The organism is Leucobacter sp. HNU (assembly GCF_047946755.1).
Classification (GTDB): Bacteria; Actinomycetota; Actinomycetes; order Actinomycetales; family Microbacteriaceae; genus Leucobacter.
The window spans coordinates 720,701-744,818 of sequence record NZ_CP178837.1 but is presented as its reverse complement, the minus strand read 5'-3'; the positions used below and the strand labels follow the sequence as shown (position 1 = coordinate 744,818).

Annotated in this window: 24 protein-coding genes and 1 pseudogene; 6 read left to right on the top strand and 19 right to left on the bottom strand. The window is 69.3% G+C overall.

Going from position 1 to position 24,118, the window contains the following annotated elements; genetic code table 11:
• Positions 1 to 4 precede the first annotated feature (4 nt).
• From AB3K78_RS03590 to AB3K78_RS03580, 3 genes are read right to left on the bottom strand one after another with little or no spacing between them, the layout of a single operon-like run.
• Positions 5 to 904 carry a M17 family metallopeptidase gene (locus tag AB3K78_RS03590; protein ID WP_416447295.1) on the bottom strand — a complete coding sequence of 300 codons (900 nt, stop codon included), beginning with the start codon at positions 902 to 904 and terminating at the stop codon, positions 5 to 7.
• Entirely contained in the window at positions 847 to 1,455 is a 609-nt protein-coding gene (locus AB3K78_RS03585) for a hypothetical protein (protein WP_416446262.1), read from the bottom strand. The genes AB3K78_RS03590 and AB3K78_RS03585 overlap by 58 nt, the downstream gene beginning before the upstream one ends.
• A 3-nt stretch (positions 1,456 to 1,458) precedes the next feature.
• Entirely contained in the window at positions 1,459 to 3,102 is a 1,644-nt protein-coding gene (locus tag AB3K78_RS03580; protein WP_416446260.1) for an ABC transporter substrate-binding protein, read from the bottom strand.
• 145 nt (positions 3,103 to 3,247) lie between these two features.
• Between AB3K78_RS03580 and AB3K78_RS03575 the strand changes: the two genes are divergently transcribed.
• From AB3K78_RS03575 to AB3K78_RS03565, 3 genes are read left to right on the top strand one after another with little or no spacing between them, the layout of a single operon-like run.
• A complete protein-coding gene (locus AB3K78_RS03575; RefSeq protein ID WP_416446258.1) occupies positions 3,248 to 4,210 on the top strand; it encodes an ABC transporter permease in 963 nt (320 codons plus the stop codon).
• Positions 4,211 to 4,225: 15 nt separating this feature from the next.
• A complete protein-coding gene (locus AB3K78_RS03570) occupies positions 4,226 to 5,248 on the top strand; it encodes an ABC transporter permease (RefSeq protein ID WP_416446256.1) in 1,023 nt (340 codons plus the stop codon).
• Entirely contained in the window at positions 5,245 to 6,870 is a 1,626-nt protein-coding gene (locus AB3K78_RS03565; protein WP_416446254.1) for a dipeptide ABC transporter ATP-binding protein, read from the top strand. The genes AB3K78_RS03570 and AB3K78_RS03565 overlap by 4 nt, the downstream gene beginning before the upstream one ends.
• A gap of 59 nt (positions 6,871 to 6,929) precedes the next feature.
• Here the strand turns inward: AB3K78_RS03565 and AB3K78_RS03560 are convergent, their stop codons facing one another.
• Together AB3K78_RS03560 and AB3K78_RS03555 are read right to left on the bottom strand one after the other, a co-directional pair.
• Complete coding sequence (locus AB3K78_RS03560) at positions 6,930 to 7,754, bottom strand: GntR family transcriptional regulator (protein WP_416446252.1); 825 nt, start codon at positions 7,752 to 7,754, stop codon at positions 6,930 to 6,932.
• A gap of 115 nt (positions 7,755 to 7,869) precedes the next feature.
• Entirely contained in the window at positions 7,870 to 8,340 is a 471-nt protein-coding gene (locus AB3K78_RS03555) for an OsmC family protein (protein WP_416446249.1), read from the bottom strand.
• A 73-nt stretch (positions 8,341 to 8,413) separates the two neighbouring features.
• On the opposite strand from AB3K78_RS03555, the gene gabT reads away from it, so the two are divergent.
• Positions 8,414 to 9,745: a 4-aminobutyrate--2-oxoglutarate transaminase gene (gene gabT / locus AB3K78_RS03550; protein ID WP_416446247.1), complete on the top strand. Its 1,332-nt coding sequence runs from the start codon at positions 8,414 to 8,416 to the stop codon at positions 9,743 to 9,745.
• 143 nt (positions 9,746 to 9,888) lie between these two features.
• Here gabT and AB3K78_RS03545 read toward each other — a convergent pair whose 3' ends face one another.
• From AB3K78_RS03545 to prmC, 14 genes are all read right to left on the bottom strand, one after another.
• Entirely contained in the window at positions 9,889 to 10,956 is a 1,068-nt protein-coding gene (locus AB3K78_RS03545) for a PP2C family protein-serine/threonine phosphatase (RefSeq protein ID WP_416446245.1), read from the bottom strand.
• 29 nt (positions 10,957 to 10,985) lie between these two features.
• Complete coding sequence (locus AB3K78_RS03540; protein WP_416446243.1) at positions 10,986 to 11,792, bottom strand: YaaA family protein; 807 nt, start codon at positions 11,790 to 11,792, stop codon at positions 10,986 to 10,988.
• Positions 11,793 to 11,889: 97 nt separating this feature from the next.
• Positions 11,890 to 12,153 carry a F0F1 ATP synthase subunit epsilon gene (locus AB3K78_RS03535; protein WP_416446241.1) on the bottom strand — a complete coding sequence of 88 codons (264 nt, stop codon included), beginning with the start codon at positions 12,151 to 12,153 and terminating at the stop codon, positions 11,890 to 11,892.
• A 2-nt stretch (positions 12,154 to 12,155) separates the two neighbouring features.
• The gene (atpD, locus tag AB3K78_RS03530; RefSeq protein ID WP_099724296.1) at positions 12,156 to 13,619 is read right to left on the bottom strand and encodes a F0F1 ATP synthase subunit beta; all 1,464 of its coding nucleotides are present in this window, start codon (positions 13,617 to 13,619) and stop codon (positions 12,156 to 12,158) included.
• A 21-nt stretch (positions 13,620 to 13,640) separates the two neighbouring features.
• A complete protein-coding gene (locus AB3K78_RS03525) occupies positions 13,641 to 14,531 on the bottom strand; it encodes a F0F1 ATP synthase subunit gamma (protein WP_416446238.1) in 891 nt (296 codons plus the stop codon).
• Positions 14,532 to 14,612: 81 nt separating this feature from the next.
• Positions 14,613 to 16,238, bottom strand: a complete 1,626-nt coding sequence (atpA, locus tag AB3K78_RS03520; protein WP_416446236.1) for a F0F1 ATP synthase subunit alpha — start codon at positions 16,236 to 16,238, stop codon at positions 14,613 to 14,615.
• A 54-nt stretch (positions 16,239 to 16,292) separates the two neighbouring features.
• Entirely contained in the window at positions 16,293 to 17,069 is a 777-nt protein-coding gene (locus tag AB3K78_RS03515) for a F0F1 ATP synthase subunit delta (RefSeq protein ID WP_416446234.1), read from the bottom strand.
• Positions 17,069 to 17,614, bottom strand: coding sequence for a F0F1 ATP synthase subunit B (locus AB3K78_RS03510; protein WP_416446232.1), 546 nt, complete (start codon positions 17,612 to 17,614; stop codon positions 17,069 to 17,071). The genes AB3K78_RS03515 and AB3K78_RS03510 overlap by 1 nt, the downstream gene beginning before the upstream one ends.
• Positions 17,615 to 17,647: 33 nt before the next feature.
• Positions 17,648 to 17,872 (bottom strand): ATP synthase F0 subunit C, encoded by a 225-nt coding sequence (atpE, locus tag AB3K78_RS03505; protein WP_416446230.1) that lies wholly within the window; start codon positions 17,870 to 17,872, stop codon positions 17,648 to 17,650.
• 54 nt (positions 17,873 to 17,926) lie between these two features.
• Positions 17,927 to 18,733, bottom strand: a complete 807-nt coding sequence (atpB, locus tag AB3K78_RS03500) for a F0F1 ATP synthase subunit A (RefSeq protein WP_416446228.1) — start codon at positions 18,731 to 18,733, stop codon at positions 17,927 to 17,929.
• A 190-nt stretch (positions 18,734 to 18,923) separates the two neighbouring features.
• Complete coding sequence (locus tag AB3K78_RS03495; protein WP_416446226.1) at positions 18,924 to 19,394, bottom strand: 3-oxoacyl-ACP reductase; 471 nt, start codon at positions 19,392 to 19,394, stop codon at positions 18,924 to 18,926.
• Positions 19,391 to 20,557, bottom strand: a complete 1,167-nt coding sequence (locus tag AB3K78_RS03490; protein WP_416446224.1) for an MraY family glycosyltransferase — start codon at positions 20,555 to 20,557, stop codon at positions 19,391 to 19,393. Before AB3K78_RS03490 ends, AB3K78_RS03495 begins: the two co-directional genes overlap by 4 nt.
• A 15-nt stretch (positions 20,558 to 20,572) precedes the next feature.
• On the bottom strand, positions 20,573 to 21,223 hold the full coding sequence (locus tag AB3K78_RS03485; RefSeq protein WP_416446222.1) for an L-threonylcarbamoyladenylate synthase: 651 nt from the start codon (positions 21,221 to 21,223) through the stop codon (positions 20,573 to 20,575).
• A gap of 55 nt (positions 21,224 to 21,278) precedes the next feature.
• Positions 21,279 to 22,184, bottom strand: coding sequence for a peptide chain release factor N(5)-glutamine methyltransferase (gene prmC, locus AB3K78_RS03480; protein WP_416446220.1), 906 nt, complete (start codon positions 22,182 to 22,184; stop codon positions 21,279 to 21,281).
• 216 nt (positions 22,185 to 22,400) lie between these two features.
• Here prmC and cysK point away from each other — a divergent pair.
• Positions 22,401 to 23,334 (top strand): annotated as a pseudogene (gene cysK / locus AB3K78_RS03475) (cysteine synthase A).
• 73 nt (positions 23,335 to 23,407) lie between these two features.
• Positions 23,408 to 23,974 (top strand): serine O-acetyltransferase EpsC, encoded by a 567-nt coding sequence (epsC, locus tag AB3K78_RS03470; RefSeq protein ID WP_416446218.1) that lies wholly within the window; start codon positions 23,408 to 23,410, stop codon positions 23,972 to 23,974.
• Positions 23,975 to 24,118 lie beyond the last annotated feature (144 nt).

The window sequence follows — 24,118 nt, the reverse complement described above, 5'->3', positions numbered from 1 at the left end:
TGTCTCAGCGTCTCGAGGCGGTGTCCGCGCCCGCCAACAGCTCGGCGAGCGCGAGCGCGCCGGCGCCCGACGGCCCCTCGCCGAGTCCGGCGATCGGGAACTCGAGATACGCGGTTCCGCCGATGTCGAGGTGCGCCCAGGCGGCACCGCGGGCGAAGCGAGCGAGATACGCGGCCGCATGGCGCGCGGTGTCCGGCCGGTCGAGCGGCGCGTTGCGCAGGTCCGCGACGCGCGATTCGAGCGCCTCGTCCTCGCCGTACGGCAGGGGCAGGATCCAGGCCGGATCGGCGACACGCTCCCCCGCGGCGACCACACGGGCCACGAACTCCTCGTCGTTCGACCAGACGCCCGTGCGCCGGAAGCCGGCTCCGCCGTCAGTCAGGGTACCCACGTCGATGAGCGCATCATGTCCGACGGCGCGCAGCCAGGAGAGCCCGTCGGCGAGCACGAGCCGACCCTCGCAATCGGTGTCGACGATCTCGGTCGTCTCACCGCCCGGATGCCGCACCACATCGCCGGGGCGGGCAGAGGTCCCCGACACCGCGTTGTCACACAGCGGCAGGATCGCCTCGACGGTCGGCCCGCCCCCGACGCCCCGCGCGTCCGCCGCCAGCCGGATCGCGGCCGCGACCGTCGCGGCCGCGGCCATGTCCGACTTCATCCACGACATCTCCCCGGCGTCGCGCTTGAGATTGAGCCCGCCCGAGTCGAAGGCGATGCCCTTGCCGACCAACCCGATCGACGGCAGCGACGGGTCGCCGGCCAGCCTCAGGTGCGCGACCAGGGGCGGGCGGGCGCTGCCTCCGCCCACGGCGAGCACGGCCCCGAAGCCCGACCTGCCGAGCCTCACGGCATCCCAGATCTCCACCTCGATGGCGGCATTCTCCCCGCAGTGCTCCGAAATGCGCTGCGCGAGCTCCCCGGCCCCAGCCGGTTCGGCGGGAGCTCGACGAGCTCGCGCACCCAGCGCACCGCGTCCGCCGAGCGCCGCCAGGAGTCCGGCACGGGCTCGCCTGCGGCGAATTCCGGCTCGGGAGCGACCCGCTCGGGAGCCCCCGGACGCTGTTCGCCGACGCGCACCCCCCGCCACAGCACCTCGTCGACCGCGCAGTCCTCGCGGCCCCACCAGATACGTGTCGGCGAACCGTCGGCGACCTCGGAGGCGAGCGCGCCGAGCGCGAGCCCGGCCGCCTGGACCCTGGAGAGGGTCGACGGAGCGCCCGGGCCGCGCTGCGCGGATTCCGCCCGGACCGCGATCACGAGGTGGGGCCTTCCGCCGCCGGGCACGACGGCACGGACGTGCGCGGCCTCGCCGCGAGCCGCCGAGAGCCAGTCGGCGACGTTCGCATGCTCGGTGCCGAGTTCGGCGGCGAGCGCCCTGAGGCCTGCGGCGGCGGGCTCGTTCAGCGGGTCGTTCCGTTCGGGGTCGGGGAGGACGAGGAGTTCGATCTGCACGGTTCAGCCTTCCGTCCGGTGCACCTGGATGAGGGTCTGCGTCGACAGGTTGTTGATCGAGCCGACGAGGGGCGCCAGCACGAAGCCGGACCACGCCGGGTTGTGGGCCTCGATCACCTTCGGATAGGTGAGCACCACGTAGGGCCGGTCGTCGAAGAGGATCTGCTGCATACGGTCGATCGTCGTGCGTCGCGCCGCGGGGTCGAGCTGGGTGCCCTGGAGCGCGTAAAGCCGGTCGTATTCGGGGTTGCAATAGCCGCTGTCGGAGTTGTGCCCGCGGGAGGCGCAGGTGAGCGTGCTGAGGAGGAAGTCCGGGTCGACCGGCGGGGTCCAGTTCCACATGGCGAAGTCGTAGTCGAGGTACTCGTTGTCCGGTCCGTTGATCGCGTCGGCAGCGGCGTCCGAGTCCATCTTGCGCTGCACGAGCCTGATCCCGATGTCTTCGAATCCGCGCTGGATCGTCTGGAAGGCCCGATCGCCCGACCCGTTCTCCTCGGTGGGGAACACGAGCTCGTAGTCCATGCGCGAGCCGTTCGCGACCCGGATCCCGTCGGAGCCCTTGCGGTAGCCGAGGCCGTCGAGGATCGCGTTCGCCTTCTCCAGGTCGAAGGGCAGCCCGGTGATCGCGGGGTCGTGGTATCCCGAGGCGGGCGACAGCACCGTGGACCCGGGCTGAGCGTATCCGAGCCAGGTCTGGTCGACGATCTCGGTGCGGTTGATCGCGTACTCGAGCGCTTTCCTCACCTCGGGATTCAGCAGCTCCCGGTGCTTCGGCTTTCTCGGGTTGGTGTTGATGATGAGGTTCTTGATGGTGACGCTGGGCCCGATCTCGACCGTCATGCCCGCCCGTTTCAGGGTCTCTACGGCGGTCGGCGGGGTCATCTGGCCGATCATGTCGAGCTGGTGGCTCTTGAGAGCGGTGACCATGGCATCGTCGTTCGCGAAGAACTGGAACCCGAAGCCGTCGATCTTGGGCGTCTCGCCCCACCAGTGCGGGTTGCGTGAGAACAGCATGATCTGGTCCTTGCGGTAGGTGTCGAGCGTGAAGGGACCGCCCGAGACGAGCGGCGCCCGGTTCTCGTAGGATGTGAGGCGCGTGCCGTCGCCCGAGGCGAGCGGCTCCCAGACGTGCTTCGGGAGGATGTGCAGGGCCTGCATCTGCGTCAGGACGTTGCCCACAGGCGAGGCGTAGTGGAGCACGACGGTGTTGGGATCCGGCGCCTCCGCGCGCTCGAGGTGCGCGACCCAGCCCGAGAGGATTCCCGTCGGGCCGTCCTTGTAGCGCAGGATCATGTTCGCGGTGAACGCGACGTCCTCTGCGGTCAACGGCGTCCCATCCGACCACTTCGCATCCGGCACGGTGTGGAAAGTCCAGGTCTTCCCATCCGCCGAGGTCTCCCAGCTGCGGGCGAACGACGGCACGATCTTGAGGTCGCGGTCGTACTCGGTGAGGTGCGGGTAGATGTACTGGAACAGCACGCTCGAGTAGTCGGAGTCGGCGACGAAGGGGTTGAGCGAGTCGACGAGCGACGTCGTGCCGACACGCAGCACATTGCGGCTCGCTCCGTTCCCGGCGCACCCGGATAGTGCGAGGGCGGCGGCGATCATCACGGCGCCGATCGCCAGCAGACGTTTTCTCAGATTCATGGGTCCCCTGCTTCTCATCTTCGAGGGAGGTGGCAACACGCAAGAAATTGCAACTTCACTTATCTTAGTAGACTGAGCATACTAGGTGACAAGACTTCGTGATCGCATTGTCGATCCAGTAGCCCCCTCAAGGAAGAGAGGCCAGATGCACCGCAGGAGATATGTCTGGCGGCGAACGATCTTCGCGATCGTGACCGTGTTCGTGGCCGTGACGCTGAACTTCGTGCTGTTCCGTGTGCTGCCCGGCTCGGCCGTCACGCGCATCTCGCGCGTCCCCAACGCCTCGCCCGAGCTGAAACAGGCGCTCACCCGCGAGTTCGGCCTCGATCGCCCGCTGTGGGAGCAGTACCTGCTCTATCTCAAGGGTCTCCTCACCGGAAACCTCGGGGTCTCGTACGCGAACCGGCAGCCGGTCGCCGGCAACCTGGCCGAGGCGTTCGCGAACACCCTGCCGCTCGTGCTCACCGGCACAGTGATCGCGCTCGCGCTCGGGATCCTGCTCGGAATCCTCAGCGCCGTGCGCCGGGGCAGTCCGTTCGACCACATCATGACCAACCTGTCGGTCGCGTTCTACGCCTTCCCGACGCAGTTCCTCGGCATGATGCTCCTCATCGCCTTCGCGGGACTGCTGCCCTCGGCCGGCATGAGCGACCCGTTCGCCGAACTCGCGTCCCCCTGGGAGCAGTTCGCCGACCGCGGCGCCCACCTCGTGCTGCCCGTCGCGACGCTCGTGCTCACCCTCTACGCCGAGAATCTGCTCCTCATGCGATCCTCGGTGCTCGAGACGCTCGGTGAGGACTACATCCTCACCGCCCGCGCCAAGGGTCTCACCCGCGGCCGCATCATCCGCTCCTACGCCGTGCGCAACGCGATGCTGCCGACCGTGACGATGATCGCACTCGCGCTCGGCAGCGTCGTGAGCGGCGCGATCCTCATCGAGGTCATCTTCTCCTGGCCCGGTATCGGCCGGGCGCTCTACGAGGCCGTGCTGCATCGCGACTACCCGATGCTCCAGGGCGGCTTCCTCGTCATCACGATCACGGTCGTGGTCTGCAACTACCTCGCCGACCTCGCGTACGCGTGGCTCGACCCGCGAGTCTCGGATTAGAAGGGACCGGACACCATGGCACTTCCGGGCACCACGCTCGTCTCGCTCCCCCGTCGGCGCCGCCCGAAGGACCGCCGCCGAGGCGCTTTCGGACGTGCGATCCGTCAGCCGGGAGCCATCATCGGCATCGCCGTGATCCTCGCGTTCCTGCTCCTCTCGATCGTCGCTCCGATCGTCTCGCCGTACTCGAGCCGCGACGTCAGCTGCGGCGTGTTCGAGGCTCCCAGCGCCGCGCACTGGTTCGGCTGCGACGACGGCGGTGTCGACGTACTGAGCCTCGTGCTCGAGGGCGGCCGCATCTCGATGTTCGTCGGCTTCACCGCCGCAGCGATATCGATCGTCATCGGCGCCGCGGTCGGGATCCTCTCCGGCTACTTCGGCGGCTGGGTGGACACCGTGCTGATGCGCATCACCGACTACTTCCTCGTGATCCCGCAGATCGTGCTCATGATCGTCGTCGCCGCGGTCTGGGGTCCGAGCCTCGACCACGTGATCGTCGTGATCGGCGCGCTGATGTGGACGAGCACCGCCCGCATCGTCCGCTCCCAGGTCAAGAGCCTGCGCGAGCGCACCTACGTGCGACGCGTGGAGGCCATCGGCGCCGGGCACCTCCGTATCGTGCTGCGGCACATCCTGCCGCAGCTCGGCCCCCTGCTGGCCGCGAGCGCGGTCCTCGCCGTGACCGTCGCGATCTTCAACGAGACCGCGCTCGCATTCCTCGGGCTCTCCGATCCGAACGCGATCACCTGGGGCACGATCATGGAACGCGCGTTCAACCGGGCGGCCGTCTCGACCGGGGCCTGGTGGGCCATCGTGCCCGCCGGCGTCGCCGTCGCGCTGCTCATCGTCGGCTGCTATCTGCTCGGCCGCGCCATCGAGGACGCGCTCAACCCCCGGCTACGGGTCTCGCACCTGGGCCTGCGCACCTGGGCGCTGCGGCAGAGCGCCGCAGACGACTTCGCGCGGGCCAGCGAACCGGTCGAGCGCACTCGCACGACGGGCGCCACGCCCGATCCCGGAACGGAGGACCAGCGATGACCCCGACGACCCCGACCCACCCCGCACGAGCCGTGCTCGAACTCCGCGATCTGCGGATCTGGTTCCGCACCGATGACGGAGCCGAGAACGAGACGGTGAAGGGCCTCTCGCTGGGCCTCGCCCCCGGTGAGCGTCTCGGCCTCGTCGGCGAGTCCGGCTGCGGCAAGACGACCACCATCCTTGCCGCGCTCGGCCTGCTTCCCGCGAACGCGACCGTTTCGGGCCACGTGCTCTACGACGGCGTCGACATCATCGCGGGCGGCGACCGCACCGTGCGCCCCCACCGCTGGACCGACATCGCCATGGTGTTCCAGGGCGCGATGAGCGCCTTCAACCCGGTGCACACCGTCGGGTGGCAGATCACGGAGGCACTCCAGGTGCACCGGCGCTTCGTCGGCTCCGAGGAGGCACGGGTGCAGGAACTGCTCTCGCTCGTCGGCCTCCCCGAGGGCACCGAGCACCGGTTCCCGCACGAGCTCTCGGGAGGCATGAAGCAGCGCGCCGTGATCGCGATGGCGCTCGCATGCGAACCGAAGGTGCTGCTCGCGGACGAACCGACGACGGCCCTCGACGTCGTCGTGCAGGACCAGATCCTGCGCCTCCTCGTGGAGCTCTCGGAGCGACTCGGACTCGCGCTGATCCTCGTCACCCACGATCTCGGCGTCGTCGCGCAGAGCTGCACGCGCGCCGCCGTCATGCGCGGCGGCGAGATCCTCGAAGAAGGCACCGTCGAGCAGCTCTACCGCTCGCCCGCGCACCCCTACACGCGGACCCTGTTCGAGTCGACCCCCGACATCGCCCAGGTCGGCGCGAGGCCCCGGCCGGAACCTGCTCCCGCCCTGCTCGCCGTCGACGGCCTCTCGGTCGAGTACCCCGGACGCGGCGCAACCCGGCGGGCGGTCTCCGATGTGTCGTTCCAGGTCGCGGAGGGCGAGCTCGTCGCGCTCGTCGGCCAGTCCGGCTGCGGCAAGACGACCACGCTCCAGGCGGTGATGGGCATGCTGCCCGGCGCGAGCGGCTCGGTCCTCGTCGACGGTGCGCCCGCGCTCGGGATCCGTCGCGCCGAGCGTCGCCGGCTCCGCGAACGGGTGCAGATGATCTTCCAGGATCCATACGAGTCGCTCGACGTGCGATTCACCGTCGCCGACACCCTCGAGGAACCGCTGCTCGTCTTCAAGGTGTGCCGCGATCGCGCCGAGCGCCGCGATCGCGCGCTCGCGGCGCTCGAATCGGTGGGTCTCACCCCCGCCGAGCAGTACATCGACCGGTACCCGCACCAGCTCTCGGGCGGACAGCGCCAGCGGGTGGCGATCGCCGCGGGGCTCGTGCTCCATCCGGCTCTGCTGCTCGCGGACGAGCCCGTGAGCATGCTGGATGTCTCGGTCCGCACCGGCGTGCTGCAACTGCTCGCCGATCTGAAGGAGCGGGAACGGATGGGGATCCTCATGATCACCCACGATCTCTCGACCGCGGCCGAGTACGCCGACCGCATCATCGTGATGCGCGACGGGCGTATCGTCGAATCGGGCACGCCCGACGAGGTCGTGCACCGGCCCGGAGATCCCTACACGCAGCTGCTCATCGACAGCATTCCGAGCCCGGATCCTGCCCGAACGACGTGATCCGGCGGACGCCGGGCGCCGCGCGGGACGGCCTGGGCCCGGCGTCCGGCGTCCGAGGATCAGTCGGCGGTCGGCGCGCCGAAGGGGCGCACGTCCCAGCGACCGGTGCCGGCGGGCGGGAGCAGCCGCGGTCCGCGCTTGCCCGACACGTAGAAGACGAAGTCGTCGGCCCGGTAGGTCTGCAAGTACGAGTCGAACGGCACGTCGTCGTCGGAGTAGCTCACGCCGCGGACCCGCATCACCGTGTCCTCGGCGTCGAGCTGCAGCTGCTCCCGCTCCCACGGGGTCGGGCGGTCGACCTGGAAGAACTGCTCGGCGTACGCCTCGGAGATCCCCGTGCGCTCTTCGATCAGCTCGTACAGCGATTCCCCCGCCGCGAGCCGGCTCTCGTCCAGAGCAGGAGCGAGGCTGAGCGGGATCGTGGCGATCTCGGCAACGGCGCGGACCCCGCCCCGGGATCGCACGCGTGCGATCTCCCATACCGGCTGACCGCTCTCGATCCCGAGCGCGCGCACGTGGTCGGTGCCGGGCAGACCGACCGCGAGGCTCACGAGCTCGGTGCTGAACTCGGCCGGCGAGGTGCCGTCGGAGATCGTGCCGAGCAGGGTGCCCGGCGAGCCCGGCTGGCTGACCAGCCTCCGCTGCGCCACGAAGGTGCCGACGCCCTGGTGCCGCACGATGATCCCGTCGTGCGCGAGCTCGTCGAGCGCACGACGCACCGAGATGACGCTGACCTCGGCCATCGCGGCGAGCTCGGCGGTGCTCGGGAGCTTCGCGCCGGCCTCGAGACCCTGCTCCGCGATCAGCCCCGTCACGAGGTCGTAGACGCGCTGGTAGCGCAGTTCTCGGCCCGCCCGGGACGTTCCGTCCTGGTTCACCGGCATCGCGTGCTCCCTCTCGCTTGATATGGTCAGTATGTCCGCTGCCGCGAGAGTAGCACGGCCATCCGGTTCACGTGACCAGTCGCACCGGCTCGGCCCGCGGGTCCCGCGCCCGCCCTCAGCAGGCCACCCGGATCACGGGCTCGTGCCGCACGGGGAAGTTCACCGAGGCGGCGATGAAGCAGTTGCGGCTCGCCTCGGCATGGGCGGTCAGCGCCGCATCCACCATCGACGCATCCGCCACCGTCACCTCGGGGTGCAGCACCACCTCGACGAAGCTGCCGCCCTCGCCCCGCTGGCGCATCGCGCCGGTCGCGCGATCCACGTAGTCGGTCACGACCACGCCCGCACGCACCGCCGAGTGCAGGTACGACAGCAGGTGGCACTGCGCCAGCGCAGCGACCAGGAGCTCCTCGGGATTCCACCGATCGACGTCGCCGTGGAAGGTCGGGTCGGCCGATCCCTCGAGCGGAGGCTTGTCGGTGCCGTACAGCAGCACCTGCCGCCCGTACTCCCGGTACCCGCTCGTGCCGCTCCCCCGGTTGCCCGTCCACTCGACACCGACCGCGTACTCGTGATTCCCCATCATGCAGCGAGCGTACCGCTCGGCACAGCGCCCGATGTAGGTCGACGTCAAGATACCCGGGAGTAGGATCGACCCCATGAGCAATGACACCATCGTCCAGGAACGCCGCGTCGTAACCTCCATCCCCGGGCCCCGCTCGCAGGAGCTGCACGAGCGCCGCCGGGCAGTCGTTCCGCCGGGCGTGCACAGCGTGCTGCCGGTCTACATCGACCGCGCGCACGACTCGATCCTGGTCGACGTCGACGGCAACCAGTTCATCGACTGCGGCGGCGGCATCGGTGTCACCACCATCGGCCACACCGACGACGCCGTGGTCGCCGCCGCGACCGCTGCGCTGCAGAGCGTCACCCACACGCTCTTCACCGTCACCCCCTACGAGAGCTACGTGCGCGTCGCCGAGCACCTCGCGAAGCATGTTCCGGGTGCGGGCGAGAAGCGCACCGTACTCGTCAACTCGGGTGCCGAGGCCGTCGAGAACGGCGTGAAGATCGCCCGCAAGTTCACGGGACGCCCCGGCGTCGCCGTGCTCGAGCACGCGTACCACGGCCGCACCATGCTCACCTCGACCATGAACCACAAGGCCGCCCCCTACGCCGCGGGCTTCGGCCCGCGCGCAGGCGACGTCTACAAGGCCCCCAACTCCTACCCGCTGCGCGACGGGCTGTCGGGCGCGGAGGCCGCGGCGCGCACCATCACCTACCTCGAGAAGGTCGCGGGCGCCGAGGATCTCGCGTGCCTCGTGGTCGAGCCCATCCAGGGCGAGGGCGGCTTCGTCGTTCCCGCCGACGGCTACCTGCCCGCGCTCGCGGACTGGTGCCGCGCGAACGGCGTCGTGTTCATCGCGGACGAGGTGCAGTCGGGCATCGCCCGCACCGGCACCGTCTTCGCGATCGAGCAGTTCGGCGTCGAGCCCGACCTCGTGCTCTCGGCGAAGGGCATCGCCGGGGGCCTGCCCCTCGCGGCGGTCACCGGCCGCGCCGAGATCATGGACGTCGCGCAGCCCGGTGGGCTGGGCGGCACCTTCGGCGGCAACCCCGTGTCGTGCGCCGCCGCGAACGCCGTGTTCGAGCAGATCGAGTCCGCTGACCTCCTCGCGGAGGCGAAGCGCATCGAGCGCGTCCTCGGCGACGGCCTGCGCGCCCTCGCTGCCAAGTACGACGTGATCGCCGAGGTGCGCGGCAAGGGCGCCATGATGGCGATCGAGGTCGTGAAGCCCGGAACGATGGAGGTCGACGCCGAGCTCGTCTCGCGGGTCATCGCCCGCGCGGCCCAGGCCGGCGTGCTGCTGCTCAATGCCGGCATCTTCGGGAACGTGATTCGTTTCCTGCCGTCGCTGAAGCTCACCGACGCGCTGGCCGCCGACGTGCTGGCCGTGCTCGACGAAGCGTTCGCCGCAGAACTCGCCTGAGCATCCTCGGCCGGTGAGCGGGCGCCCTCCCCGGAGGACGCCCGCTCACGGCGTTGTACGGGCTTGCCGGGAGGACGCGCGCGTCCGCCGGAGCGCTTGCGCACGGAAGGAGACTGCCGCGGCGCGGCGCGCGCAGCCGCCGATCAGTCGTTCGGGACGCGCACGGGCACCGTGTCGGGCCCGTCGTCGTCCGAGTCTGCGGCGTCCGCAGCGGCGTCCACGACCTCGGCTTCGGGTCCGACTCCCACGACGTCGACGGGCTCGGTCTCGACGGGCTCGGTCCCGGCGACCTCAGCTGCAGCGGGCTCCGGGATGGCGGAGGCGGGCTCCGATGCTCCCGACAGCGCGCCGGCTTCCGCGGGGTTCTCCGCGCCGAGCGCGTCGAGCGACACCCCGGCGATCGCGAGATCGCTCGTGTCGCGGGCCTCGCCGACGGCATGCACGTCGATCACCACGACGGTGACGTTGTCGCGTCCCGCGTTCTCGATGGCGTGGTGCACGAGCTGCTTCGCGGCCTCCTCCGCCGTATCGGTCGTCGCGAGGAAATGCTGGATCCCGATCTCGGTGAGCTCCTTGGTGAGCCCGTCGGAGCAGATCAGGATCCGCTGCCCGGGGATCAGCGCGAGCGCCGTGTAATCGGGCGAGGGTGCCTCGTTGAACCCGACCGCTCGGGTGATCACGTTCGCGTGCGGGTGGAACTCCGCCTCCTCGGGCGTGATCGCTCCGGTGTCGATGAGGTGCTGCACGACCGAGTGGTCGACGGTGATCTGACTGAGCGCACCCTTGAAGTACTGGTACACGCGGGAGTCGCCGATGTTGAAGACGGTCCACGTGGGTTCCTCGGCGCAGGAGCCGAGAGTCACGCCGGTGACCGTGGTTCCGGCCCCCAGATCGGTCTCCCCCGCGTCGAGCTCGATGTCCTCGACCGCGTCCTCGAGCGCACCGTCGATGTCCTGCTCGCTGACGCTGCGCTTCCCGCCGAGTTCGGCGAGCCTGCGCACGACCGCGGCCGAGGCGACCTCGCCCGCGGAGTGGCCTCCCATGCCATCGGCGACCGCGAAGATCGGCGGAATCACGACGTAGCTGTCCTGGTTCACCTCGCGCCGGCGTCCGACGTCGGTGATGGCGTGCCACGACAGCTCGATCTCGAGGTCCGAGTCCGGGCGATAGCCGATGCGACGCCGAACGGCGTTCTCCCCACGTCCGGTCAACGTCTCTCCTCGGCAATCACTCGAACATCCTACCGTGCGGCCCGCTCGGAGCCCGCCCCGCCCGTCACCCCGGCGGGTGCGCCGAGCTCGGTCACGAGCGTCGCACTGCCGGGCTTCTCGCCGAGCTGCACCTCGAGGCCCTGCCCCTGCGCCCAGCCCGCGAACGTCTCCGGACCGTCCAGCTCCGCACCGGATCGGGCGAGGCGACGCACGAGGTCGCCCTTGGCGGTCTTGTTGAAGTGGTTGAGCGCGCGGACCGCGCCGTCCGCGCTGCGCTGCGCCACCTCGAGCTTGGTGCCGACGCCCTCGGGAAGGGGCGCGAGCGCGGCGTAGTCGTTGGATCGGAGGTCGAGGATCCAGCCGTGCGATGCCCAGTCCATGTCCGCGTGGGCCCGAACCCAGCTGCGCTTGAGCGGCGCATCGAGGGCCGCCAGCCGGCTGCCGGCCGAAAGCCGGTACGCGGGGATCCGGTCCCCCGCGCGCACGAGGCCGAAGAGCGCGGACTGCACCGCGACGTGCTCGCGCATCCAGTCGCGAGCGTCCTCGTCGAGCGAAGCCGCATCCAGCGCGTCGTAGAGAACGCCGGTGTAGCGGTCCATCGCCTCGAGCGCGCCCGATGATTCGAGGACGCGGTTGTGCTCGAGCTCGCCCCGGGCCTTCACCCCGAGCCCGAGCGCCTTCGCCGCGATGTCCTCGTCGAGCGAGAGCTCTTCGAGCGCCGTGCGCACCGCGGCGCGGGTGCCGGCGAGGTGCTCGCCGTGCGCGAGGTCCTCGGCCCGGTAGGGCGCGCCTCCGCCGGTGCGCTTCGTCTCGGAGGGCGGGAGCAGGATCAGCATGGTCGGGCTTTCTGGGTGCGGGGAAACGGCGAGGCCGGCCGCCGCTTCGAATGAAGCTGCGACCGGCCTCGGCGCTGGAATGGACGAACGGTCGGAATCAGGCGACCAGTTCGGCGCGACCCGCCACGATCGTGATCGTGTCGTGGTCGACGGAGAGGAACCCGTCCTCGGCGTTGACGGTGATCTTCTCACCGTCGGTGCCGGTGACGCGGACCGAGCCCTCGGCGAGCAGAGCCAGAAGCGGCTCGTGCCCACCGTAGATGCCGATCTCGCCCTCGACCGTCTTCGCGCTGACGTTGGAAGCGGTACCGCTCCAGATCTCGCGCTCAGCCGAAACGACGCTCACGTTGAGCGTGGCCATGATTACGCGTTCTCCTTCTGGATCTGCGCCCACTTCTCTTCGACGTCGGAAATGCCGCCGACGTTGAAGAAGGCCTGCTCGGCGACGTGGTCGAACTCGCCCTTGGTGATCGCATCGAACGACTCGATGGTCTCCTTCAGCGGGACGGTCGAACCCTCGACACCGGTGAACTTCTTCGCCATGTAGGTGTTCTGCGACAGGAACTGCTGGATGCGACGTGCGCGCGCCACGGTGATCTTGTCCTCTTCGGAGAGCTCGTCGACACCGAGGATCGCGATGATCTCCTGGAGCTCCTTGTTCTTCTGGAGGATCTGCTTCACCGAGGTGGCGACGCGGTAGTGGTCCGCGCCCAAGTAGCGGGGATCCATGATGCGCGAGCTCGAGGTGAGCGGGTCGATCGCCGGGTACAGACCCTTCGAGGCGATCTCACGCGAGAGCTCGGTGGTCGCGTCGAGGTGGGCGAAGGTGGTCGCCGGAGCCGGGTCGGTGTAGTCGTCGGCGGGCACGTAGATGGCCTGCAGCGAGGTGATCGAGTGACCGCGCGTCGAGGTGATGCGCTCCTGGAGGAGGCCCATCTCGTCGGCGAGGTTCGGCTGGTAGCCCACCGCGGAGGGCATGCGGCCGAGCAGGGTCGAGACCTCGGAACCGGCCTGCGTGAAGCGGAAGATGTTGTCGATGAAGAGCAGCACGTCCTGCTTCTGCACGTCGCGGAAGTACTCGGCCATGGTGAGGGCCGAGAGCGCGACGCGGAGACGGGTCCCCGGCGGCTCGTCCATCTGGCCGAACACGAGGGCGGTCTTGTCGAAGACGCCGGCCTCTTCCATCTCGTGGATGAGGTCGTTGCCCTCACGGGTGCGCTCGCCGACGCCGGCGAACACGGACACGCCGCCGTGATCCTGCGCCACGCGCTGGATCATCTCCTGGATGAGGACGGTCTTGCCGACGCCCGCACCGCCGAAGAGGCCGATCTTGCCGCCCTGCACGTAGGGGGTGAGGAGGTCGATCGACTTGATGCCGGTCTCGAAGAGCTGCGTCTTCGACTCGAGCTGGTCGAAGGCCGGGGGCTCGCGGTGGATGCTCCAGCGCTCGCTGACCTCGATGGTCTCGCCCTCAGGGAGGTTGAGCACGTCGCCGGTCACGTTGAAGACCTTGCCCTTGGTCACGTCGCCGACGGGGACGGTGATCGAGGTGCCGGTGTCGAAGACCTCCTGGCCGCGGACCAGGCCGTCGGTGGGCTTCAGCGCGATGGCGCGGACGACGTTGTCGCCGAGGTGCTGAGCGACCTCGAGGACGAGCTTGAACGGCTCCGAGCCCTCACCGAAGTCGATGGTGGTCTCGAGCGCGTTGTAGACGGCGGGGATCGCGTCGTGCGGGAACTCGATGTCGACGACGGGGCCGGTCACGCGAGCGATGCGCCCGGCGACCTTCGTGGTGGCCTCAGTCGCCACAGCGGCGGTTTCGGTCATGATTCTCTCTCTTCGCGTTTGCTAATCGGACAGCGCGTCAGCGCCGCCGACAATCTCGGAAATCTGCTGGGTGATCTCCGCCTGACGCGCGTTGTTCGCGAGGCGGGTGTAATCGCGGATCAGCGCATCGGCGTTGTCGCTCGCCGACTTCATCGCCTTCTGCGTCGCAGCGTGCTTCGCGGCGGCCGACTCGAGGAGCGCGTTGAACAGGCGCGACTCGATGTAGGCCGGAAGCAGCTTGTCGAGCACGGTGTCGGCGTCGGGTTCGAACTCGTACAGCGGGTTCGCTCCGTCGCTCGCCTCGGCGACGCCCTCGACGACCTCGAGCGGCAGCAGACGGTGCACCTCGGGGGTCTGCGAGACCATGCTGATGAAGCGGTTGTAGACGAGGTGGATCTCGTCGACGCCGCCCTCGGCGGTCTCGGTGTTGAAGGCCTCGAGCAGCGCTTCGCTGATCTCCTGAGCCGTCTCGAACGCGGGGCTGTCGGTGCCGCCGGTCCACACCCGCTCGGACGCGCGGGCGCGGAAGCTGAAGTAGCCCTGCGCCTTACGGCCGACCAGGTAGTACTTCACGTCCTTGCCCTCGGCGCGCAGCAGCTCGCTGAGCTCCTCGGCTTCGCGCAGCACCTGCGAGTTGAAGGCGCCTGCGAGACCGCGGTCCGAGGTGAAGATGACCACCGCGGCGCGCTCGATGCGCTCCGGCTCGGTCAGCAGCGGGTGGTCGGTGTTCGAGTGCACCGCGACGGCGGACACCGCACGGGTGATCGCCGTGGTGTAGGGCTCGGACGCCGCGACGCGGGCACGAGCCTTCTGGATGCGAGATGCCGCGATCAGCTCCATCGCACGGGTGATCTTCTTGGTCGTCTGGGCAGAACGGATCTTCTGCCGGTAGACCCGAAGTTGCGCTCCCATGTCTCTCCTGTGTCTGGTTGGGGCGGGCTGGTCGAAGTGGAGGAGGACCGGCGGGGGCATGCGCCCCCGCCGGAGCCTCGACTACTTCTTGACGACCAGCTGCTCCTGCTTGATCTCGTCCTTGCCGAGCGACGCGAACTGCTCAGCCAGCGTGACGCCGGCCGAGGTGCGGAACTCGAGCTTGAACTCGGCGATCTTGGCCTCGAGCTCGGCGACGGTGTCGTCGTCGAGCACGTTGGTCTCGCGCAGCGTGGTGAGGACCTCGGAGTTGCGCTCCAGCGAATCCAGGAACTCGCTCTCGAAACGGAGGATGTCCTCGACCGGAACCTGGTCCATGTGGCCCTTGGTGCCGGCCCAGATCGAAACGGTCTGCTTCTCGACGGGGTACGGCGAGTACTGCGGCTGCTTGAGCAGCTCGGTGAGGCGCGCACCGCGCTCGAGCTGACGACGGCTGGCCGCGTCGAGGTCCGATGCGAACATCGCGAAGGCCTCGAGGGCGCGGTACTGGGCGAGCTCGAGCTTGAGCGTGCCGGAGACCTTCTTGATCGACTTCACCTGGGCGTCGCCGCCGACGCGCGAGACCGAGATGCCCACGTCGACCGCGGGACGCTGGTTCGCGTTGAAGAGATCCGACTGGAGGAAGATCTGGCCGTCGGTGATCGAGATCACGTTGGTCGGGATGTACGCCGAGACGTCGTTCGCCTTGGTCTCGATGATCGGGAGACCCGTCATCGAGCCGGCGCCGAGCTCGTCGGACAGCTTCGCGCAACGCTCCAGCAGGCGGGAGTGCAGGTAGAAGACGTCGCCCGGGTAGGCCTCGCGCCCCGGCGGACGGCGGAGCAGCAGCGACACGGCACGGTACGCCTCGGCCTGCTTCGACAGGTCGTCGAAGATGACCAGGACGTGCTTGCCCGCGTACATCCAGTGCTGGCCGATGGCCGAGCCGGTGTAGGGAGCCAGGTACTTGAAGCCGGCGGGGTCGGACGCGGGAGACGCGACGATGGTCGTGTACTCCATCGCACCGGCGTCCTCGAGCGCGCCCTTCACCGAAGCGATGGTCGAACCCTTCTGGCCGATGGCGACGTAGATGCAGCGCACCTGCTTGGTGACGTCGCCCGACTCCCAGTTGGCCTTCTGGTTGATGATCGTGTCGATCGCGATGGCCGTCTTGCCGGTCTGGCGGTCGCCGATGATCAGCTGGCGCTGACCGCGGCCGACGGGGATCATGGCGTCGATCGCCTTGATGCCGGTCTGCAGCGGCTCGTGCACCGACTTGCGCTGCATGACGCCCGGGGCCTGGAGCTCGAGCGCGCGGCGGCCCTCGACGCCGGCGATCTCGCCGAGACCGTCGATCGGGTTGCCGAGCGGATCGACCACGCGGCCGAGGTAGCCCTCGCCCACGGGGACCGAGAGCACCTCGCCGGTGCGGGTGACCTGCTGGCCCTCCTCGATGCCGGTGAACTCACCGAGCACCACGACGCCGATCTCGTCCTCTTCGAGGTTCTGCGCCAGGCCGAGCGTGCCGTCCGCGAAGCGGACGAGCTCGTTGGCCATCACACCGGGCAGGCCCGCGACGTGCGCGATGCCATCGGCTGCGTCGGTGACGGTTCCGACCTCGGTCTTCTCTGCCTGAGCCGGCTCGTACGACGACGCGAAGTCCTTGAGAGCGTCGCGAATCTCGTCCGGGCTGATTGAGAGTTCTGCCATTTCGTTTCCTCTGTCTGGTCCGGAAGCGCCGCCCCCGGGGTGAAAAGTTGAGCCCTAACCCGCGAGTCGCAGGCGGAGGTCCTCGAGGCGAGCGCGGACGCTGCCGTCGATCACGTTGTCGCCGAGCTGGACGCGCACGCCACCGACGAGCTCGGGATCGAGCACGGTGGTGATGCGGACCGGACGGCCGGCGCTCTGTTCGAGCAGAACCGCGAGGCGCTCCTGCTGTGCGGGGGCGAGCGGCGCGGCGACGGTGACCGTCGCGAGTGCGTTGCCGCCCTGGTCGGCTGCGACGTCGGCCGCGGCGCGGAGCGCCGCATTGACGCGACGACCGCGGGGGTTCGCGACCAGGTGCGTGACGACGCCCAGGGCGGCAGCCGAGAGCTTGCCGCCGAACAGGCGCGTCGCGAGCGCGACCTTTGCCGCGGGATCGCCGAGCTTGTCGCCGAGCTTCAGTTCGAGCTCGTGGCTGCTCTCGACGACCGAGGCGGCCGCGAGGAGCTCGTCGGACAGCGAGGAGTTGGCGTTGGCCTCGGCACGGATGCCGAGCTCCTCGATGCCCTCGACGAACTCGCCGGAGTCGGACCAGGTGCCCGCCGCGGCGGCGCGGAGCACGCCGCGCGCGCCGCCCGAGACGCTGGCGAACACGCGATCCACCAGCTGCCCCTTCGCGGCAGCCGAAGCGGACGCATCGCCGAGCGCCTTGAGCAGCGCCGGGGTGCGGTCGAGTTCGGCCGCTGCACCCAGCAGCTCGGCCCCGACCCCGGCGCCGAGCACGGGGCTCAGCTCACCGCGGGCCGCGGCGAGTGCCGCACGAGACGCGCTGCCCATTACTTGGCCGCCTTCTCGGATGCCTCGAGATCGGCGAGGAAGCGGTCGACCAGGGCCGAGGCCTTCTGGTCGTCGCTGAGCGACTCGCCGACGACGCCCGAGGCGAGGTCGATCGCGAGGGTGCCGACCTCCTTGCGGAGCGAGACGGCAGCGCTCTGGCGCTCGGCCTCGATCTGCGCCTGAGCAGCCTGCGCGATGCGGGTCTGCTCGGTCGTGGCGTCCTCCTTGGCCTTGGCGACGATCTTCGCGGCGTCGGCACGTGCCACGTCGCGGATCTCGCCAGCCTCCTGGCGGGCGCCCGCCAGCTGGGCGGTGTACTCCTGCAGTGCGGCCTCGGCCTTCGCCTGAGCCTCGTCGGCCTTGGCGATGTTGCCTTCGATGGCTTCGGCGCGAGCGTCGAGCATCGTCTGCATCTTCGGAAGGAAGACCTTCCAGAATGCGATGAGGATGATGAGGAACGCGAGCGCGGACCAGACGATGTCGTAGGTCTCCGGCAGCAGCGGGTTCCGAGCTCCCTCGGCAGCTGCGATAACTGCGTTATGCATCAGTGCCTCCCTTCCGAGACGTGGGGAAGCGGATTAGGAGAAGATGTAGTAGGTCGCGATACCGATGAAGGCGAGCGCCTCGGTGAACGCGATACCGATCCACATCAGGACCTGGAGGCGGCCGGCCAGCTCGGGCTGACGAGCAACACCCTCGATGGTCTTGCCGACGACGATACCCACGCCGATGGCGGGGCCGATGGCGGCGAGGCCGTAGCCGACGGTTGCGATGTTGCCCGAGATATCAGCGAGAACAGACACAGTATGTGTTTCCTTCCGTGTGTTGAGCGCGGCGGATGCCGAACCCGGTTGGTTTTAGTGCTCTTCAGCCAGCGCGAGCTGGATGTAGACAGCGGTGAGAAGCGTGAAGACGTAGGCCTGCAGCACGGCGACGAGGATCTCGAAGAGCGTGAAGGCGAAGCCGAAGGCGAGGGTGCCGATGCCGAAGAGCTTCATGAGCCCCGGCGCCTCGATGAGGAAGAACCAGGAGGCGCTGAAGAAGAGCACCAGCAGGAGGTGGCCGACCACCATGTTCATGAGGAGTCGGAGGGTCAGCGTGACCGGACGGATGACGAAGGTCGAGATGAGCTCGATCGGGGTCACGATGATGTAGACCGGCCAGGGGACGCCCGCCGGGAACAGCGAGTTCTTGAAGAAGTTCTTCGGGCTCTTCTTGATGCCGGCGTAGATGAAGGTCACGTACGAGACGACTGCCAGCACCAGCGGCAGACCGATCACCGCGGAGGCGCCGATGTTGAAGCCGGGGAGGATGCCCGTGATGTTGAACGCGAGGATCAGGAAGAACATCGAGGTCAGGATCGGCAGGAAGCGCTTGCCGTCCACCTTGCCCAGCAGGTCCTCGGCGATGTTGACCCGGACGAAGTCCAGTCCCATCTCGATGAGCGACTGCCCGCGGGTCGGGATCACGCGCATGTTGCGAGTGCCGAGCCAGAACACGACGAGAAGGAGCACCAGCATGATCACGCGGATGATCATGATGCGGTTCATCTCGAACGGAGTTCCGGCGAAGAGCACGGCCTCCGGGAAGAACTCCTCGATCGACGGCGGATGGAACCCGCCGCCCTCCTGAGTTGCGAAAAGACTGGGGGCCACGAGTTGCATAGCGTTAGCGGACAGCGCCATTCTCCTGATTCGGGGTGCGAGCTCGGCTCACACAGCGTCGAACGATGATCGTGCCCCCGTCGCTCACGCGGCAGCAAAAAACATGCCGCGGCAAGGGAACACTAGGATCCTATCAAAAATTCGGCCTCTGGCGAAACCGATCAGGCGCAGGATCCTGCCGGATTCAACCCTATCGTGGATCCGAGACGTACGGGATCCGCGACTTGGCGATCACGAGGACGTCGATGACCAGCGAGACGAGGACCGAAGCGACGACGCCGAAGAAGAGCACGGTGGTGTCGAGCCACGGCTGCCCCTTCAGCATCACCGTCGCGACGATGAAGATCAGGAACTTCAGCACCCAGCTGCCGAGCACCACCACGAAGAAGAGGATCACGTAGTTGGGGCTCTCGATGAACCGGTTCGCGAACGCGATGCTGCCGACCGTCAGCAGGAGGAACACCCCGCCCATCGCGGTGCCGATGACGCCGCCGACGAGGCCGGGCGCACCCGCCGCCAGGAAGCCGATGCCGCTGAACAGCGCGATGAGCACGACCGTGGCCAGGATCCCCCACTTCAGTGCTTTCAGGAGCACGGGCTGGGAGGCCGGCATCTGCGGCGCGGCGTCTGGCGTCGCGTCGTGGTCGGCGGTGCTGTTCACTCGGGGGTCCTTTCGTCGGCGGGGGTCCTCCCCGCCCTCAACGGTAGCAAGCCGCGCCGTGCCAGACCTGCGCGCAATCGCGAGGCCGGGACGAGCGTCACCACCAGGCAGAGCGCGGTCCCGGCGAAGAGCACGGCGAACGGCAGCGCGAAGCTCCGCATGGTGAACACCAGCAGGCATGCCAGCGAGATCACCGCGGTCCAGAGGTAGAAGATCGAGACGGCCTGCACCTGGGAGTGGCCCATGTCGAGCAGACGGTGGTGGAGGTGCTTGCGGTCCGCTGCGAAGGGGCTCTGTCCCGCGCGCAGGCGGCGCAGCACGGCGAGCGAGAAATCCGCCAGCGGGAGCGCGAGCACGGCGACCGGCAGGATGATCGGGATGTAGCTCGCGAGGACGAGCTTCTGATCGAGCACGGCCGGGTTGAGCTGGCCCGTGACCGACACGGTCGAGGTCGCCATGAGCAGGCCGACCAGCAGCGCGCCCGTGTCCCCCATGAACATCTTGGCGCGGTGCCAGTTGAACGGCAGGAACCCGACGCAGACGCCGACCACGATCGCGGCGATGAGCCCGGCGAGCGTGACCGCCGGTGTCTCTCCGGAGCGGGCGGTGAGCAGCTGCGTGTAGAGGAAGAACGCCGAGTTCGAGATGATCGCGAAGCCGGCCACGAGCCCGTCGAGGCCGTCGATGAAGTTGACCGCGTTCATGACGAGGGTCATGAGGAAGACCGTGAGCGCGAAGTTCATGGTCGCGGACGCCACGATCTGCGTGTCCCCGAACGGCAGCGAGACGATCTGGATGCCCTGCCAGGCGAGCAGCCCGGAGGCCGCCAGCTGGCCCGCCAGCTTGATCATCCAGTCGAGGTCGAAGAGGTCGTCGAGCACGCCGACGGCGGCGATCAGCGTGCACGCCCCCAGGATCGCCCAGACCTGCGTCGAGAGCGCGAAGAGCGTCGAGAAGTCGTCCTGGGTCGTCGCGAAGAGGCAGCCGACGATGATCCCGACGAACATCGCGATGCCGCCGAGTCGGGGCGTGGGCGTGCGGTGCACGTCCCGATCGCGCACCTCGGGTGCCAGACGGAATCGCCGGCTGAGACGCAGCAGTGCCGCCGAGGCGACCGCGGTCACCGCGGCGGCGGCGAGCGCGACCAGCAGGAAGGAGAGCATCTCAGTCCTCGATGGTCACCTGCGGGAGCAGCTCCGCGATGGCCTCCCGGCTGATGCCCCCTGGCGCAGGATCCGCAGGCTTCCGCCTTCGTCGTCGAGGCGGGTGGCGTCGATGATGGTGGAGGCGGTTCCGTCACCGTCCACCGGGCCGGCCTCGAGGTAGACCGCGACCGAGTCGCCGAGCATCCCCTGCGCTTCGGCCGCGGTCGTCGCCGCGGGATCCCCCGTGGTGTTCGCCGAGGACACGGCCAGGGGTCCCGTCTCCTGCAGCAGTTCGATGGTGAGCGGCTGGTTCGGGATGCGGAGCGCCACGGTGCCCGCGGTCTCGCCGAGGTCCCAGCTCAGGGACGGCTGCGAGGGCAGGACGATGGTCAGCGGGCCGGGCCAGAACGCCTCGGCGAGCGCGAGAACCGGCTGCGGGACCGCTGCGGCCAGCGCGTGCAGGGTGTCGGTCCCTGGGATCAGCACGGGCGGCGGCGACTGGCGCGTGCGTCCCTTGGCGTCGAGCAGGCGTTGCACCGCGGCCGGGTTGAATGCGTCGGCGGCGACCCCGTAGACGGTGTCGGTGGGGAGCACCACGAGCTTGCCGAGCCCCAGAGCCTGTCGGGCGCTGCGCGTCCCCGAGAGGAGCTGTGCACTGTCGCTGCAATCGAAGACGTCGGCCATGAGGAACGATTCTAGTCCTCGTGCCCGGCCATCGCCCCCGGCACTCCGCGGCTTCTCAGCGGATCGCGGTGGTGGCGCGATCGCGCAGGGTGAGATCCTGGTGGGTCGCGGCGGCGCGCCATCCATCGGCGGCGAGTAGTTCGCGGATCGCACGCCCCTGCCCCTCGGCGTGCTCGAGCACCAGCAGGCCGCCGGGCGCCACCAGTCGACGCGCCGCCCGGCTGATGACGCGGATCAGGTCGAGGCCGTCGGTCCCGCTGTAGAGCGCGAGGGCCGGATCGTGATCCCGCACCTCCGGATCCCTCGGCACCATCCCGCTGGGGACGTAGGGCGGGTTCGAGACGAGGACGTGCACGCGTCCGACGAGTGGCTCCAGCGCCTCCGCGAGCGCCGCCGATGCGGGTCGCCCGGGCTCGGGATCGAGGTCGGCGACGTCGCCGAGCAGCAGGTCGACGCGGCCGTCCCCGAGCCGGGCGACGTTGCGTGCGGCCCAGGCGTGCGCTTCGGGACTCTTCTCGACGGCTCGAATGCGCGCGGTCGGGACCTCGTTCGCGAGCGAAAGGGCGATGGCACCGCTGCCCGTGCAGAGGTCGACCGCGAGCGGTTCGGGATCCGGCACGGCGCGGAGCGCGTCGATGGCGAACTGCGCGACCGTCTCGGTCTCCGGCCGCGGAACGAACACCCCGGGCCCGACCTCGAGCTCGATCCCGCGGAACGGCGCCCGACCGGTGAGGTGCTGGAGCGGCACCCGGCGCGCACGCTCGTCGGCGAGGTCGCGGATTCGCCCGAGCGAGGCGTCGTCGATCTCGCTGCCGAGGAGCGCGAGGGCCTGGACCCGCCCGCGGGCGACGTCGAGGACGTGCGCGACGATGAGCTCGACGTCCGCGCCCGGATCCTCGATCCCCGCGGCTTCGAGCTGCACGCGCAGCTCGCTCAGAACCGCTGCGACGGATGCGCTCACGGGGACCTCCTGGGGTTCGGACCGGATCGGACCGAACCACTCTGGCACACGATTCCGGGGACGGGACCGCGTTCCCCGGCGGCGGCCCGGGAACGCTGTCACAATCCATAAGCAAGGATGACATCTCAGATAATGCTTGGATATGCTTCGGAGGGGCGCCGGAGGCGCCGCGCAACATCCGGGTCCTCAGGACCCGCACGCTGAGAGAGGGAGCCCATGGCACGCACCTACGAGAACATCACCCAGGCCTTCGGCAACACTCCCCTGGTGCGCCTCAACCGCGTCACCGACGGAGCCGGAGCCGAGGTCTTCGCGAAGCTCGAGTTCTACAACCCGGCGGGCAGCGTCAAGGACCGCATCGGCATCGCGATCATCGACGCGGCCGAGGAATCGGGTGCGCTGCAGCCCGGGGGCACCATCGTCGAGGGCACGAGCGGCAACACCGGTATCGCGCTCGCCTTCGTGGGCGCGGCCCGCGGGTACCGGGTGATCCTCACGATGCCCGAGACCATGAGCATCGAGCGGCGCAAGCTGCTCGCCGCCTACGGCGCCGAGATCGTCCTCACCGAGGGGCCGCTCGGCATGAAGGGCGCGGTCGCGAAGGCCGAGGAGATCGTGGCGAGCACGCCCGGCGCGATCCTCGCGAACCAGTTCGGCAACCCCGCGAACCCCGCGATCCACCGGGCGACCACCGGCCCCGAGATCTGGAACGACACCGACGGCACGGTCGACATCTTCGTCGCCGGCATCGGCACCGGCGGCACCATCTCCGGAGCCGGCGGCTACCTGAAGGAGCAGAACCCGGACGTGCGCGTCATCGCCGTCGAGCCGGTCGACTCCCCTCCTCACCGAGGGCAAGGCCGGCCCGCACAAGATCCAGGGGCTCGGCGCCAACTTCGTGCCCGAGATCCTCGACCGCGAGATCTACGACGAGGTCGTCGACGTCGCACTGCCCGATGCGATCGCCAAGGCCCGCGCGCTCGGCACCGACGAGGGCATCCTCGCGGGGATCTCCGGCGGCGCGGCGGTCTGGGCGGCGACGCAGGTCGCGCAGCGGCCCGAGAACGCCGGCAAGAAGATCGTCGTCGTCGTTCCCGACTTCGGCGAGCGCTACTTCTCGACCGTGCTCTACGAAGACCTCACCGTCTGAGACCGCTCGACCGGCGGGCCGGCGGCTCCCCGTTTCGGGGAATTGCCGGCCCGCCGATCGGGTTGCACCGAGCATGGCACCCTTCTCACGCGTCCGCGAGGACATCTCCGCGGCTCGCGCGCACGACCCCGCGGCGCGCGGGCCGCTCGAGGTGTTCTTCATCTATTCGGGCCTGCACGCGGTCTGGTGGCACCGCGCGGCGAATGCCCTGTGGCGCCGGGGATTCCGGTTCCTCCCCCGCGCGATTTCGCAGTTCGCGCGGTTCCTCACCGGCGTGGAGATCCACCCGGGCGCGACCATCGGTCGACGCCTCTTCATCGATCACGGCATGGGCGTCGTGATCGGCGAGACCGCGATCGTCGGCGACGACGTCCACCTGTACCACGGGGTCACGCTCGGCGGGACCGGTCACGATCGCGGCAAGCGCCACCCGACCATCGGCGACCGGGTGGTCGTCGGAGCCGGGGCCCAGGTGCTCGGCGACATCGAGATCGCCCATGACAGCGCGGTCGGGGCGAACGCCGTCGTCGTGCGCTCGGCGGGCCCCTGGACCACGCTGACCGGGATCCCCGCGACCGGTCGTCCGCGCCGTGGAGCCCCGCTCGAGGTCCCCGACGAGGCGGATTTCTACGTGATCTGAGTCCGGCGAGCGGCACCGCACGAGGACGCTCCGCGCGACCAGTGGACGCTTGCTCGACGGGAGAACGGCGCGTCGCGCGCCGAACCTGCGTGCCCTCGCCGAACAGGCGTTCGTTCGCCGCCGCGCGGCCGCCCGGCTTCGACG

Bases quoted from the DNA above. Each gene is read 5' to 3' on its own strand.
- AB3K78_RS03580 (WP_416446260.1), bottom strand. From the start codon at position 3,102: ATGAATCTGAGAAAACGTCTGCTGGCGATCGGCGCCGTGATGATCGCC.
- AB3K78_RS03575 (WP_416446258.1), top strand. From the start codon at position 3,248: ATGCACCGCAGGAGATATGTCTGGCGGCGAACGATCTTCGCGATCGTG.
- AB3K78_RS03570 (WP_416446256.1), top strand. From the start codon at position 4,226: ATGGCACTTCCGGGCACCACGCTCGTCTCGCTCCCCCGTCGGCGCCGC.
- AB3K78_RS03565 (WP_416446254.1), top strand. From the start codon at position 5,245: ATGACCCCGACGACCCCGACCCACCCCGCACGAGCCGTGCTCGAACTC.
- AB3K78_RS03560 (WP_416446252.1), bottom strand. From the start codon at position 7,754: ATGCCGGTGAACCAGGACGGAACGTCCCGGGCGGGCCGAGAACTGCGC.
- AB3K78_RS03555 (WP_416446249.1), bottom strand. From the start codon at position 8,340: ATGATGGGGAATCACGAGTACGCGGTCGGTGTCGAGTGGACGGGCAAC.
- gabT (WP_416446247.1), top strand. From the start codon at position 8,414: ATGAGCAATGACACCATCGTCCAGGAACGCCGCGTCGTAACCTCCATC.
- AB3K78_RS03540 (WP_416446243.1), bottom strand. From the start codon at position 11,792: ATGCTGATCCTGCTCCCGCCCTCCGAGACGAAGCGCACCGGCGGAGGC.
- AB3K78_RS03535 (WP_416446241.1), bottom strand. From the start codon at position 12,153: ATGGCCACGCTCAACGTGAGCGTCGTTTCGGCTGAGCGCGAGATCTGG.
- atpD (WP_099724296.1), bottom strand. From the start codon at position 13,619: ATGACCGAAACCGCCGCTGTGGCGACTGAGGCCACCACGAAGGTCGCC.
- AB3K78_RS03525 (WP_416446238.1), bottom strand. From the start codon at position 14,531: ATGGGAGCGCAACTTCGGGTCTACCGGCAGAAGATCCGTTCTGCCCAG.
- atpA (WP_416446236.1), bottom strand. From the start codon at position 16,238: ATGGCAGAACTCTCAATCAGCCCGGACGAGATTCGCGACGCTCTCAAG.
- AB3K78_RS03515 (WP_416446234.1), bottom strand. From the start codon at position 17,069: ATGGGCAGCGCGTCTCGTGCGGCACTCGCCGCGGCCCGCGGTGAGCTG.
- AB3K78_RS03510 (WP_416446232.1), bottom strand. From the start codon at position 17,614: ATGCATAACGCAGTTATCGCAGCTGCCGAGGGAGCTCGGAACCCGCTG.
- atpB (WP_416446228.1), bottom strand. From the start codon at position 18,733: ATGCAACTCGTGGCCCCCAGTCTTTTCGCAACTCAGGAGGGCGGCGGG.
- AB3K78_RS03490 (WP_416446224.1), bottom strand. From the start codon at position 20,557: ATGCTCTCCTTCCTGCTGGTCGCGCTCGCCGCCGCCGCGGTGACCGCG.
- AB3K78_RS03485 (WP_416446222.1), bottom strand. From the start codon at position 21,223: ATGGCCGACGTCTTCGATTGCAGCGACAGTGCACAGCTCCTCTCGGGG.
- epsC (WP_416446218.1), top strand. From the start codon at position 23,408: ATGGCACCCTTCTCACGCGTCCGCGAGGACATCTCCGCGGCTCGCGCG.